At 35.6% G+C, this 13,514-nt stretch carries 12 protein-coding genes; 4 read left to right on the forward strand and 8 right to left on the reverse strand.

Annotated elements, in window-relative coordinates; translation table 11 throughout:
* Positions 1–44: 44 nt before the first annotated feature.
* Positions 45–758: a DUF554 domain-containing protein gene (locus AB1279_RS15135; RefSeq protein ID WP_429759648.1), complete on the reverse strand. Its 714-nt coding sequence runs from the start codon at positions 756–758 to the stop codon at positions 45–47.
* A gap of 198 nt (positions 759–956) precedes the next feature.
* Here AB1279_RS15135 and AB1279_RS15140 point away from each other — a divergent pair, with 198 nt between their 5' ends.
* Positions 957–2,090 carry a CapA family protein gene (locus tag AB1279_RS15140; protein ID WP_429759650.1) on the forward strand — a complete coding sequence of 378 codons (1,134 nt, stop codon included), beginning with the start codon at positions 957–959 and terminating at the stop codon, positions 2,088–2,090.
* 256 nt (positions 2,091–2,346) lie between these two features.
* Here AB1279_RS15140 and AB1279_RS15145 read toward each other — a convergent pair whose 3' ends face one another.
* A complete protein-coding gene (locus tag AB1279_RS15145; protein WP_377884204.1) occupies positions 2,347–3,537 on the reverse strand; it encodes a GTP-binding protein in 1,191 nt (396 codons plus the stop codon).
* A 28-nt stretch (positions 3,538–3,565) separates the two neighbouring features.
* Positions 3,566–4,753 (reverse strand): FAD-dependent oxidoreductase, encoded by a 1,188-nt coding sequence (locus AB1279_RS15150; protein ID WP_429759651.1) that lies wholly within the window; start codon positions 4,751–4,753, stop codon positions 3,566–3,568.
* Positions 4,754–4,928: 175 nt separating this feature from the next.
* Here AB1279_RS15150 and msrA point away from each other — a divergent pair, with 175 nt between their 5' ends.
* Positions 4,929–5,465, forward strand: a complete 537-nt coding sequence (gene msrA / locus AB1279_RS15155; protein WP_429759653.1) for a peptide-methionine (S)-S-oxide reductase MsrA — start codon at positions 4,929–4,931, stop codon at positions 5,463–5,465.
* A 75-nt stretch (positions 5,466–5,540) separates the two neighbouring features.
* On the opposite strand, the gene speB is transcribed toward msrA, so the two are convergent.
* The 3 genes from speB to AB1279_RS15170 form a co-directional block, all read right to left on the reverse strand.
* On the reverse strand, positions 5,541–6,482 hold the full coding sequence (gene speB, locus AB1279_RS15160) for an agmatinase (RefSeq protein ID WP_336484307.1): 942 nt from the start codon (positions 6,480–6,482) through the stop codon (positions 5,541–5,543).
* Positions 6,483–6,694: 212 nt separating this feature from the next.
* Positions 6,695–7,333 (reverse strand): FusB/FusC family EF-G-binding protein, encoded by a 639-nt coding sequence (locus tag AB1279_RS15165; protein ID WP_429759655.1) that lies wholly within the window; start codon positions 7,331–7,333, stop codon positions 6,695–6,697.
* A gap of 144 nt (positions 7,334–7,477) precedes the next feature.
* On the reverse strand, positions 7,478–7,741 hold the full coding sequence (locus tag AB1279_RS15170; RefSeq protein WP_336484305.1) for a CD3324 family protein: 264 nt from the start codon (positions 7,739–7,741) through the stop codon (positions 7,478–7,480).
* Positions 7,742–8,222: 481 nt separating this feature from the next.
* Here AB1279_RS15170 and AB1279_RS15175 point away from each other — a divergent pair, with 481 nt between their 5' ends.
* Both AB1279_RS15175 and AB1279_RS15180 read left to right on the forward strand, forming a co-directional pair.
* On the forward strand, positions 8,223–9,857 hold the full coding sequence (locus AB1279_RS15175; RefSeq protein WP_429759657.1) for a putative polysaccharide biosynthesis protein: 1,635 nt from the start codon (positions 8,223–8,225) through the stop codon (positions 9,855–9,857).
* A 346-nt stretch (positions 9,858–10,203) separates the two neighbouring features.
* Entirely contained in the window at positions 10,204–11,097 is an 894-nt protein-coding gene (locus AB1279_RS15180; protein WP_429761426.1) for a pentapeptide repeat-containing protein, read from the forward strand.
* Positions 11,098–11,182: 85 nt separating this feature from the next.
* On the opposite strand, the gene cysK is transcribed toward AB1279_RS15180, so the two are convergent.
* Positions 11,183–12,100 carry a cysteine synthase A gene (cysK, locus tag AB1279_RS15185; RefSeq protein WP_429759659.1) on the reverse strand — a complete coding sequence of 306 codons (918 nt, stop codon included), beginning with the start codon at positions 12,098–12,100 and terminating at the stop codon, positions 11,183–11,185.
* Positions 12,101–12,126: 26 nt separating this feature from the next.
* A complete protein-coding gene (locus AB1279_RS15190) occupies positions 12,127–13,335 on the reverse strand; it encodes an MFS transporter (protein WP_429759661.1) in 1,209 nt (402 codons plus the stop codon).
* Between the last annotated feature and the right edge of the window lie 179 nt (positions 13,336–13,514).

Here is a 13,514-nt window from a genome sequence, read left to right on the forward strand (position 1 = left end):
CCTTAAATAACTATTACCACACCAAGGCATCTTCCTGCTTTTTATTAAAAATAATGTGTATACCCATACATGATAGAAACAAGAACAGCCGTTACAAGTATACCAGGCAATAAATTTGCTACCTTAATTTTAATAATCTCAAGTAAGTTTAATCCAATAGCAAAAATCATGATTCCACCTGTTGCCGTCATTTCTACAATAAAATTATTCATTAAAGTTTCTGGTACAAAACGATCAATTTGCGTAGCAAAAATAGCAATCAATCCTTCATATAAAATAACGGGAACAGCCGAAAATAATACCCCTATTCCTAACGTAGTCGTTAAAATAAGTGAAATAAAACCATCTATAATTGCTTTCGTATATAAAACATTGTGATTTCCACGAATACCACTATCTAAAGAACCAATAATTCCCATTGCTCCCATTACAAATATTAACGTTGCAGTTACAAATCCAAGCGATATACTCCCTTTTCCACCTGAACCTACCTTTTTCTCTAGCCAATCTCCTAAATTTTTTAATTTTTCTTCTAACATAAGCAATTCTCCGATTACCGCTCCAACGACAAGACTTAAAATGACAATTAAAAAGTTTTCACTTTTTAACCCCATTTGCAAACCAAGCACAGTTACTGCTAAACCAATTGCATGCATAACAGTCGACTTCACATTTTCCGAAATACCACTAAAAATTCTACCTAATAATGTCCCTACGATAATACATAGTCCATTTACTAAAGCGCCAAGTAAAACCATTCTCTCCCACCCATTCTTTCCATATATAAAATTATAAGTAAAATTATAGACTATTTTTCGAAAATTTAATATTTTCATTTTGCACGTTGTCCTAATCAATCTACTCATGTTACCTTATTATTGAAAATCATTATAAATATATATAAGAATATAATTCTGATATATATTTATTTTATTAACCTATAAGGAAGGTTTTTTATGAAAATCCGACAAAGAACATTACTAAAACGCACCTTACTGTTAGCCATACTTTTTACCCCTATAATCTTATTGATCAACTATGCGCTAAATTCAGAAACGAAAAATGAACAAAACACAAAAGTAAAAAATAAGCAAACAGAAAAAGCAAAAGGAAAAGAACCAACAAAAAAACCGAAAGAAGATCCTGAAATTACCCTTACATTCTCGGGTGATACAATGTTTGATTGGCAACTACGCCCTGTTATTCAAAGTAAAGGTGCTGATTATCCATTTCAGCATGTAAAACCGGAAATAGAAAAAGCAGACTACTCATTTGTAAATCTAGAATCTGCGTTTACAACTCGCGAGAAAAAATATCCTGGCCAACTATTTTGGATTAAAAGTGATCCCTCCACATTACAAGCTATTAAAAATACAGGCTATGATATTGTTAATATCGGAAATAACCATACACTCGATTATTACCAAGACGGCTTATTGGATACAATTTCCCATGTAGAAAAAATAGGCCTTCCCTATATCGGTGCAGGCAAAAATGCATCAGATGCGTATACAGCAAGGGAAGTTACAATTAAAGGTAAAAAATTCAAGTTTATCTCATTTGTTCGTTTTATGCCTGATTCTGCATGGGTAGCTACAAATGATAAACCTGGTATTGCAAATGGTTACGATTTAAACCTAGTCACAAAAACAATTCAAGAACAAAAGAAAGATGCCGATTATATGATTGTGTATATGCATTGGGGTGTCGAAAAAACAAATCGTCCAGCTGACTATCAAAAAGAATATGTACAAAAAATGGTAGAAGCAGGTGCAAATGCAATTGTCGGAAGCCATCCGCACTGGTTACAAGGCTTTGAATATTACAACAAAGTTCCTGTTGCATACTCACTTGGAAACTTCCTCTTCCCTGATTATGTAACAGGACATAGTGCAGAAACTGGTGTACTAACAATTAAGTTTAATGGAAAAAACGTACAAATGTCATTTAATCCTTATATGATTCGTAATAACCAAATTACACCGCTTCAAGATACCGAAAAACAAAACATGCTGCAATATTTACAGTCTATTTCCAATAATGTACAAATCGATAAAGATGGAAACATTATTAATAAACAGACACAATAATAGGGCAGAATAACATGCTACAAAATAAAGAGGAAACCTTTTAAGGCTTCCTCTTTATTTTGCATATAAACATTTATAAAAAGATTATTTGATAATCAGTGGGGGTTTTCTTTATCCCCCACCTATCTTCTTCGCTTTCCTCTGAATCTTGAGATGGGAGTCATACTGCCCGGGAGAAATCAGCTGCAACAAATCGTACCATACCTTCAACAAAACGAAGATTTTCATACGCTTATTCCATTACCATTTTTTCAATTTACATCTCCCATTGAAATGGATCTGTTAAGGTACTCCAATCAGATTCAAATTCTTCTATTGTTAATAAACATTTATCTAATTCCGCTGTAATTTGCTGTGGGTTTAAATCTGTTCCAATAAAAACAAGTTTTGTAATCCGGTCTCCATATTCAACATCCCACTCATCTAATAAGTGCGGGTTTTCTATTAAAATTTGTTTCCTCTGTATTTCAGGTAAAGAGGCTACCCAGTATGATACGGGTTCAATTGAAACAGACGGTCCAGCTTGTGACATAAGCAAGGCCATATTATTTCTTGTTGCACACCATGCAATTCCTTTTGCTCGTACAATATGGTTTGGCATTGCATGTATCCATCGATAGAAGCGTTCTGAATGAAATGGCAACTTTCTTTTATATACAAAAGAAGAAATATTATATTCTTCTGTTTCAGGTGTATGATGCTGGTGTCCGGATGTGAGTTCTTTAATCCATCCTGCTGAAGCTTGTGCCTTTTCAAAATCAAATAAATTTGTATGTAACACTTCCTTAGGATTAAAATTCCCTTTTATTGTGCGAATCAATTTTGCATCTGGTTGTAGTTTTTTAAGAACCCTTTCTAACTTGTCTAACTCTTCTTCTGCTACTAAATCACACTTATTTAGTATTAACACATCACAAAATTCAATTTGATCAATTAATAAATCTGCTATCTCCCTTGTATCTAGGTCACTTACTGCTTCTTTCCGATCTAATAAGCTTTCTCCTGAATGAAAATCCTGCCAAAATCGATTTGCATCAACAACTGTTACCATCGTATCCAATTGACAAAAACGTGTTAAATCTATCCCTAATTCTTCATCTATATAAGAAAACGTTTGTGCTACTGGAATTGGTTCACTAATACCAGTAGATTCAATCACAATATAATCAATATTCCCTTCCTTTGAAATTCTTTCTACTTCCCATAATAAATCTTCACGTAGCGTACAGCATATACATCCATTAGACATTTCAACGAGCTTTTCTTCTACCCTTGATAATCCGCCGCTTTGTTGTACTAACTCTGCATCAATATTAATCTCACTCATGTCATTTACTATGACAGCAACTCTTAAACCTTCTTTATTTTGCAATATATGATTTAAAATCGTTGTTTTACCTGCTCCTAAATAGCCACTAAGTACAGTTACTGGTATCTTTTTGTTCATATAAGCACCTCTTCAATAATAGTAATCATTACGATTTATTCTTTATACTACTAATAATTTTTTCTGCAGCTTTTCTAGCACCGGCAATATTTCTCGACACAGGCCCAACTTCTAATTCTGCTAAAGCTCCTGCAACATATAAACCTGGTGCCCATTCTAAAGATTTCGTGATAATTGGATATCCACATGCAGCACAACTTAAATCTTCTTGCTCAATTAAAGAAGATAGCCACTCTTGACCTGGTAAAGTATTTTGAAATCCAGTTGCAAGTAGTATACTTTTTACATTCAATTTGTCGTCTGATTGTTTTAAATCTAAACATATGTGATTTTCATTTAAATTTATGGAAAATGAATCTACCTCACCATCCATAATGCAGAGCTTTTCCTTTTTTTGAAGCTGTCGTAACGTCTGATACAGATTGTTTGGTATAGATCCTTTATGACGAGCTTGCTGAATTTCTTTCCTGCGTTTGTTAAAGTCTTCTATCTTATGAAAAGCGTTTATATTTTTAGGTCCTAACCAACCAGGATCACTATCGAAATCATAGATACGAAAAGGATGCCTCTTTAATAAGATTACCTTCCCAGGAAAACGCCTACTTAATGTAATTGATAAATGAGCAGCAGTTATTCCTCCACCGATGATAAGAAATGGTGGTTCGAATAAATCCAACTCTTGTGAATTTTTATCATAAATATGAGCTGCATGATTTGGATAAACATCTTGAATATGCTTTGCCCATTCTGGCAGAAATGGCTGTTCATTGACACCAATTGCAATGACTACATGCTTTGCAGTTCTAGCAGTCCCATCTTCTGTTGTTACAGTCCATCCATTACTTGTTTTCATAATATGATTTACTCTTCCTTGATTCCAACAATCATTCAATTCAATTTCATTGAATATACTTTGACAATGCGCGTTAAATAATTGTAAAGAAGGTCGTTTATATGATCCATAAAAATGATTATACTCCCCACGACTTCCGACAAATTTTTGTAAATGAAACGGTTCAGGATCAATATGATGTACAGATGGTGAACGAAGAAATTCCATTCCAATTCTATTTGTCATACAACTCCAATTATGGAGTGGTTTAAAATGCGGATCAATAATACATATCTGTTTTTTTGTTGTCTTATTGCTTTTCAATAAGAAAGTGGCTACTGTACAACCTTGTATACCGCCACCAATAATAATCCAATCTAACAAGAAGTTTTTCTCCTCTCTACTATAAATCGTAATCATTCCTATTTAAGAAATGATAATAGGAACATAATATAAAAGTCAATGAATTTTTTGCTTTTCTTCTAGACTTTTCTCTTGCTATGATAAACAACATATACGATACTATATAAAACATATCAATTTAGGGGGATTACACGCGATGGAAGAAAAACAATATGAACTTGCAACTTTTGCTGGTGGTTGCTTTTGGTGTATGGTAAAGCCATTTGATGAACTGCCCGGTATACATAAAGTTATTTCAGGTTATGCAGGAGGACATGTTGAAAATCCAACATATGAAGATGTAAAATCTGGGGAATCTGGACATTTAGAAGTTGTTCAAATTACATTTGATCCTACTATATTTCCTTATCAAAAGTTATTAGATTTATATTGGCCGCAAATTGATCCAACTGATGATGGCGGACAGTTTTTTGACCGTGGTCCATCTTATCGTACAGCAATTTTTTATCACACCGAAACACAAAAAGAGCTTGCTGAAAAATCAAAACAAGCATTAACAGAAAGCGGTATGTTTAAAGATCCCATTGTAACAGAAATTCGCCCAGCTGTTCCATTTTACGAAGCAGAAGAATACCATCAACATTTTTATAAAAAGAATCCAGAGAAATATGCCCTGGAACGAAAAGAGTCTGGTCGTGAAGACTTTATCAAGGAAAATTGGCAGAAAAAATAATTAATGGACATTTTTTAAGACTGATGAAAAGTTGTTTCATCAGTCTTTTTATATTTCAATGTAATAATTATCCTCTTACTTATCTTCATTTTTCAGCTGTAAAGCAATTAAGCTAGCAAAATCATGCACAAGTGTTGCTGCTAAAAGAGAAGTAATTTGAGCTTGATCATATGGCGGCAATACTTCAACTAAGTCGAAACCGATATAATTAAATCCACTTAATGAACGCACCATGTTTAAAGTCTCGCGACTGTTAAATCCCCCCACTTCTAACGTACCTGTACCAGGTGCACAAGATGGATCTACAAAATCAATATCAAATGTTAAGAAACATGGTGTATCACCAATCGTTGCTCGCATTTGCTCAAGAACGCTTTCAAAACCACGATCACATAATTCAGCTGTTGTAATGACGTTATACCCTAAATCATTACTAGCTTCTATATCACCAGGATGATTTAATGTTCCACGGATACCAATTTGGAATACTTTTTCAGGTTGTAGTAACCCTTCTTCATGTGCACGAATAAATGGGGAACCGTGCCAATATTTCTCTTCATAGTATGTATCCCATGTGTCTGTGTGGGAGTCGAAATGAATCATTGCGACAGGTCCATGAACTTTCGCTGCTGCACGAAGACTTGCTAATGTAACTGAATGATCCCCTCCAAGACCTATCGGAATAATTCCTTGTTGCATTAATCCAAAAACAGTTTCTTCAATTACATCATAGCTACGATGAATATTGTGCGGGATTACAGACACATCACCAATATCAATTGCATTTGTATCATCAAACGGATAAACATGGTGAATCGGATGATATGGGAACAAAGTCATAGACGCTTGACGAATTGCTTGCGGGGCAAAACGCGCACCAACGCGAAAAGAAGCAGCCGTATCAAACGGCATTCCTAGAATTGCAATCTTTGCTTGTTCATTACTTGATGGTAATCTCATAAATGAACCTGTCGTACAAAACTCTGGTTTTACATCTGGCGTTAGTGGATATTTCATACGTCATTTCCCCTTTATCAACATAATTTTCACATTCAAAAAACTTTCCTGAATCTTTTTTATTAAAATGCAAAAATCATGCCATGCAAAAAATGATCCTTTCCCCACTGTCCACCTTTTTTCATCTATGCAAAATTGAATAAATTATGCCATATAGCATGAAAAGGATGATAAAAGATCACCCTTTTCTGTACTTATTTTTTTACTATAAGTTATTTTCTCAATCTCTCAATAAAATCATATAATTTATCTAGTGAAGTCATATTCTGATTACACACTACGCTATCTTGGCAAATATAGTTTCCTTTTTGAACAAAAGTACCTGGTACATCCCCTTTTATTTCAACTAGAAACATACCTACTTCTTCATGGCCATGGCACAATGCACAAATACCTTTTTTGTTTATACTTTGGAATGTGCCTTGTAAACCAACAAACTTATTATTATTCTTTGCTATAATAAACTTTCTACTTGTGCCTTTATCAATCCAACCTAGATAAGACATCTCTTTCATATTTATTCCTTCCATTTCAGGAAGCTTCAATTTTTTAGCTTTAGGAAATAATTTTTTTAACGTTTGCGGCGTAACTTCCTGAAACGGAATGACATACGGATTTAACTTGAATAAAAACGCTTCTGCGTCCTCCCTATTTCTAACCGTCAAAATCATATCAATTAATTCTTTTTGGTCATCAGTAAGATTTTCAAAAACATCTAACACTTTTTCTATCGCAAGAGACTTTAGAGCGGCAATAACGCCTCTATCGTTTGCTGTTGCATGTCCATTCACTAGAATATGAGCTTGTGATTTTATAAAATTATATTGATCACTTCTAATAAAAGCTTCCATTTTTATCACTCCATACAAATTGTTTATCTATTTTATATTTTATACAATGCATGTTCTTTATAAAATGCATTGTATAATTTAGAAACAAACTTTACACAAAAAAGCACTAATTATTATTTATACAATAATTAGTGCTTACAATTTCTATTTTGAATACACTATTTTTTTTATCGTTTCAACAGCAAGAAAATATTCTTCTGCTAATTGATGAATGGATACTCCATCTTTAAAAGCATGTTTAATTGCCTGATTTCGATCATCAAGTTGCTTTCTTCCGCCAGAGCGCGTGCCCCACTTATGATGAGCATTTTCTAGTTTTGGAATATAAATTGTTTCTCCTTGCACATACTTTTGAATTTCTATAATCAACTTTTCAGGTAAAACAGTCGCTGCTTTTACATATTTCATTTCCGCTCGCCCCTTATTTTTTATGTTTCATCTAAATAAGGTGCAAAGCCAACTATAGGAGAAATGATACAATTCCATTTAGGCGATTGTATGTTAGATTATTTGTCTACCTCATGCAAAGTATCGCCTTTTCCATAATTGGCTTTGCATGAGACGCTGCAGTATCTGGCAATTTTATTGTAATCGCCATATCAACACCTCCTAATATTCCTTTCGATTCAATCCTATTATATGACAAATTCTCCCTACTTGCATCTTCATGCTTTTTTAAAAATTGTATTATTAAGAAGCGTTTAAGCCACAATCAAAAAAGATGATCCTACTTTTTATAAAATTGGAACTTCCTACTAAAATCCCACAAACAAACACACTTTGTAAAAATACTGTAATAATTATTTTAGTATTTTACTTTATAAAATACCAAGACAAGTTTATAGTAGAAAAAGATGATTCTTAAGCAACATGAGTAGGAGGAAGTATTTTGTCTACTTCAAAAGTATTAAAAGGCACTGCCTTACTAAGCGGCGCCACAATGATTTCACGTATTTTAGGTTTTATTTATTTCTTCCCATTTCAAGCTTTAGTTGGGAGTGATGGAGTTGCTTTATATTCTTATGCATACTCCTGGTATGGAATTTTATTAAGCTTTTCAACAGCAGGTATCCCTATCGCCGTTTCAAAATTTGTTGCCAAATATAACGCTTTAGGAGATTACAACACAAGTAAAAAATTATATAATTCAAGCTTAAAAGTAATGCTGGTTATGGGATTCCTTGGTTTCTTAATTTTATTTTTCGGGGCACCTTATGTATCCGAATTAATTATTCGCTCTAAAACACCAGATCCTGGATTCGTTGCGGATGTAACACTAACAATGCGGGCGCTAAGTTTTGCACTTATTATCGTGCCAGCAATGAGCGTGACACGCGGTTATTTCCAAGGTTTTCAGCATATGAAACCAAGTGCTGTTTCACAAGTTGTAGAACAAATTGCTCGCGTTATATTTATTTTAGTTGGAAGCTTTGTTGTTTCTAAACTATTAGGCGGATCGGTTGCATCTTCTGTAGCAGTCGCAACATTTGGCGCTGTTATTGGAGCAATTGCCAGTGTTTCCATGCTCGTTATGTATTGGAAAAAGTACAATGGACTACGCGCGCCAGAAGGTGAACGAAAAGTGCGCTCTTCTTCGATTCCCTTAACAAAGATGTATATGGAACTACTTCGCTATGCGATTCCAATTGTTTTTGTCGGTATTGCCATTCCACTTTATACATTAGTGGATCAATATACGGTTGCCGATGCACTGCAAGCAATAGGCACACCACTAACTAAAGCAAATGCTGTTTTTGCTTACATTACGAACTATGCTCAAAAACTTATTATGATACCAGCATCACTGGCAACAGGATTTTCGCTCTCAATCATCCCGGCAATTACACAGTCATTTACGGGTGGAAAATTAGATGAATTGCAAAATCAAATTGAAAAGATATTTACAATATTATTATTTTTCACAATTCCAGCATCATTTGGACTTGCTAGCATCGCTTACGATGCATTTCGCATGGTTTATTTTGATCACAATACAGCATTAGACGGATCACAATATTTGATCTCATTTGCACCATCTGCTGTAATGAGCGCCATTTTCACCGTATCAGCAGCTATCTTACAGGGTATTGATTATCAGCGTAAAACGATGATTGCTTTCACTGCAGGGATCATTGTAAAAGTTCTTGTCAATACACCACTTCTATATGCACTAGGTGGACACGGTGCTGTATTAGGAACTATACTTGGTTACCTCGTTTCTGATGTAATCATGTTATACTGCATTGTGAAATATACAAAGTTTAACATTATAGAGACTGGTAAAACCGTATTACTTATTACAATATACTCTGCAGCAATGTCTGCTGTAGTAGTTGGGGCAAAAACGTTATTGAAATGGTTAATTCCAGGACAAACATATATAGAGTCTTTAATAATTGTAGTCGTATGCGGTGCCCTTGGCGGACTTGTTTATTTCGCTTTTGTATTTACAAGCGGGCTTGCTTCTGACATTCTTGGTGATCGTATCAATCGCCTGCCGTTGCTGAAGAAATTAAAACGATAAGCATTAAAAAGGTGTAACTTACATTTGAAGTTACACCTTTTTTTATCAAAATAAAGTAACTACCATTTTAGAAGGTGATATAATATGTACAATATTTATTTAAAATACAGTTGAACAACTTATTTTTTTCACATCGCACTAACGTAGTAGATTGGTTATAGTAAATACTTATCTAAAAGACATCTTTTCTAAAACTCTCTCTAAATGTAACCAATAATTGACTGTGAAATTATTGAGTAATAGCATTTAAAATGGAAGGCGCTTTTTAACATAAATGAAGCAACAACCAAACTATTAATCTTATCTATTAATTTATAAAATTAATACGGAAACTAAGGAGGTCCACATATTGATCGAGAATCATAATTATCCAAAACACGACTTGAATCATAACGATTTGCGCGCTGACTGTGAAAACTGTTTCGGCTTATGTTGTGTTGCACTACCTTTCGCAGCTTCGGCAGATTTTGCAATTAATAAAGATGGTGGCAAACCTTGCCCTAATCTGCAATCGGACTTTCGCTGCGGTATTCATAAAGATCTCAGACAGCAAGGGTTTAAAGGATGTACCGTTTTTGAATGCTTCGGCGCAGGACAAAAGGTTTCCCAAGTCACTTTCGAAGGAGTAGACTGGCTTAAAGATCCAAAAAAGGCGCAGAAAATGTACAATGTGTTTCCAATTATGCAACAACTCCATGAAATGCTCTGGTATTTAACTGAAGCCTTAACATTGAAAGTAACTCGTCCGATTCACCGAGAGCTTAGCCTCGCTTTTGATGAGACAGAACGACTTTCACAACTAAGTCCCGATTCACTCATAGAGCTAGACGTTCCATTACACCGAGCAAATGTCAACGCTCTGCTTTTAAAGACAAGCGAACTAGTATGGACGGAGGCATGTCGCCAACATAAGAATTCAAAAAAAAGCAAGAGAATTAACCATTGGGGAGCAGATCTCATGGGTGCAAAACTTAAAGGAGCAGATCTCAGAGGAGCAAATTTAAGAGGAGCATACCTTATTGCTGCCGACCTCCGAGGCGCCGATTTGAGAGCGGCTGACCTTATCGGTGCTGATTTACGAGACGCCGACCTTAGCGGAGCAAATCTCACAGAGAGTATCTTTCTCACCCAAGTTCAGATTAACTCAGCGAAGGGCGATTCACACACAAAATTGCCTCACTTACTTTCTCGTCCAACACACTGGTCTGTGCTGAGTAAAAAAACAAATAAGACAAATTAAAAAAATCCAAGATGTTACATACTGAAAATATGTAACAAACAGAAAAAGAGGATGTATGTTTCACATACATCCTCCTTCATAGCAATCATTCAAATAGCCCCATACTCAAATACCGTTCTCCTGTATCTGGCGCAATACATAATACCTTTTTCCCAACACCTAGTCTTTTCGCTAGTATAATCGCTGCAAACACAGAAGCTCCTGATGATGGTCCTACTAAAATCCCCTCTTCTTTCGCAAGCTTTCTCATTGTCTCAATTGCATCTTCATCAGCAATTTGAATAATTTCATTATAAATCTCTGTATTCAAGTTTTTTGGAATAAATCCTGGACTTGTTCCCACTAATTTATGCGGGCCCGGAGTACCACCTGATAAAACGGGAGATCCTTTCGGTTCCACAACTGCAATATATAAATCAGGAAGCCTTTCTCGTAATGTTTCTCCTGTCCCCGTAATGGTTCCACCTGTTCCAGCAGTTGCAACAAATGCATCTAATTCACCGTTCATTTGTTTATAAATTTCAACTGCTGTTGTAGTGCGATGAATATCAGGATTTGCTTTGTTCTCAAACTGCTGTGGAATAAAGCTGCCTGGAATTTGCTGCTGCAATTCCAATGCTTTTGCAATTGCCCCCGGCATCCGTTCAGCAGCTGGTGTCAGTACTACCTCAGCTCCGTATGCCTTCAGCAAGTTAATGCGCTCTTTAGACATATTGTCTGGCATAATAAGAATTGCTTTATATCCTTTCGCAGCCGCATTCATTGCCAACCCTATTCCTGTATTACCACTTGTCGGTTCAATAATTGTATCTCCAGGTCGTATAAATCCATTCTCTTCTGCCATATGAATTAAATTATAAGCCGCACGGTCCTTCACACTACGTGACGGGTTAAACATCTCTAATTTCACATATATATCAGCCGCATCTTCCGGAACAATACGCGATAAACGCACAACAGGTGTATTTCCAATTAACTCTGTAACGTTATGATATATTTTCATATTCGAGGCTCCTATTCCATCCATTTCTACATCGTTTTACGATCATTTGGCAGTAACCATGATGATAAACCAATTAACGGCAACATGCTACATAGCAACATAATGAAGTTAAGGCTATATATATCTGCCAATTTCCCAAGTACAACTGCTCCTAGTGCTCCAAGTCCAAATGCGAGTCCGACAATTAAACCAGATACCATGCCAACTTTTCCAGGAACAAGCTCCTGCGCGTACACAACAATAACACTGAAACTACTAGAACTAATAAATCCAATACAAAGAAATAACGGGACAACCCAAACAAGCGAAACATGTGGCAATAACAGTGCTAGAGGCGCTGAACCGAGCATGGAAAAGACAATAATATTTCGCTTTCCAAAGCGATCAGCTAACGGTCCTCCAAAAAACGTTCCAAGTACGCCGGCAATCATGAAAGCAAATACATAAAACTGTGCATTTTTAATAGATAGTCCGTAATGCTCAATTAAATAAAATTGATAAAAGTTTCCTATCCCTGCTCCATACCACGAACGAACAAACGTTAAAAATACAAGTAAAACAATAACAAACTTAACACGGCTGCTTATTACTAGATTTTCAGCTTCTAGTGCAGCTCGTTTCTTCCTTCTTACAGCCCCGCTTGCTAACTCCCCTTTATACCATGTAGAAACAAAGTATAATAAAACAATGCCAACTACCGCAAAGCCCGTAAACCAAACAGTACCGATTTGACCAAGTGGAACAAACACGAGTGCCGTAAAAATTGGCGCAAGTGAATTCCCGGTATTTCCCCCTACTTGATAAATTGATTGTGCTAAACCACGCTTTGCTCCTGCTGCCATATAAGCAACTCGAGCACCTTCTGGATGAAACACAGCTGAGCCAAGCCCAATAAATAAAACGGATAAAATAACAATAAAAAAGTTCGGTGCAAACGCAAGTCCAATCATCCCAAGCATGCTTGAGAGCATTCCAAGTGGCAATAAATACGGGGAAGGCTTCTTATCTGAATACATTCCAAACATCGGCTGCATAATGGATGATGTCATATTCAAAGCAAAGGCAATCCACCCGACCTGCATATAAGATAAATTCATCGACTTTTCCAAAATTGGAAATAGCGCTGGCACAACTGCCTGCATCGAGTCATTAAGAAAATGACCGAAGCTAATCGCAAATAAAATACGGTAAATCGTTGGTGCAGTCCTCGCATTCGGCTTTTGTGCTATCTGCATGTTACACGCTCCTCTCCTTCTGTGCTGAAAATAGCCTGTGCATATATTTCATACACCGCTTATTTTTCTGACTTTTTAAACAAAACCTATTTTATACCTCTTTTTCACCTTTTTCCACTTCTCTGCTTACTGTCGTATGAAAAACACATAAAAGTTGAAATTTAGTAAATACCCTTTTT

It is taken from the genome of Bacillus sp. S14(2024), from assembly GCF_050473785.1.
Lineage (GTDB): Bacteria > Bacillota > Bacilli > Bacillales > Bacillaceae_G > Bacillus_A > Bacillus_A yunxiaonensis.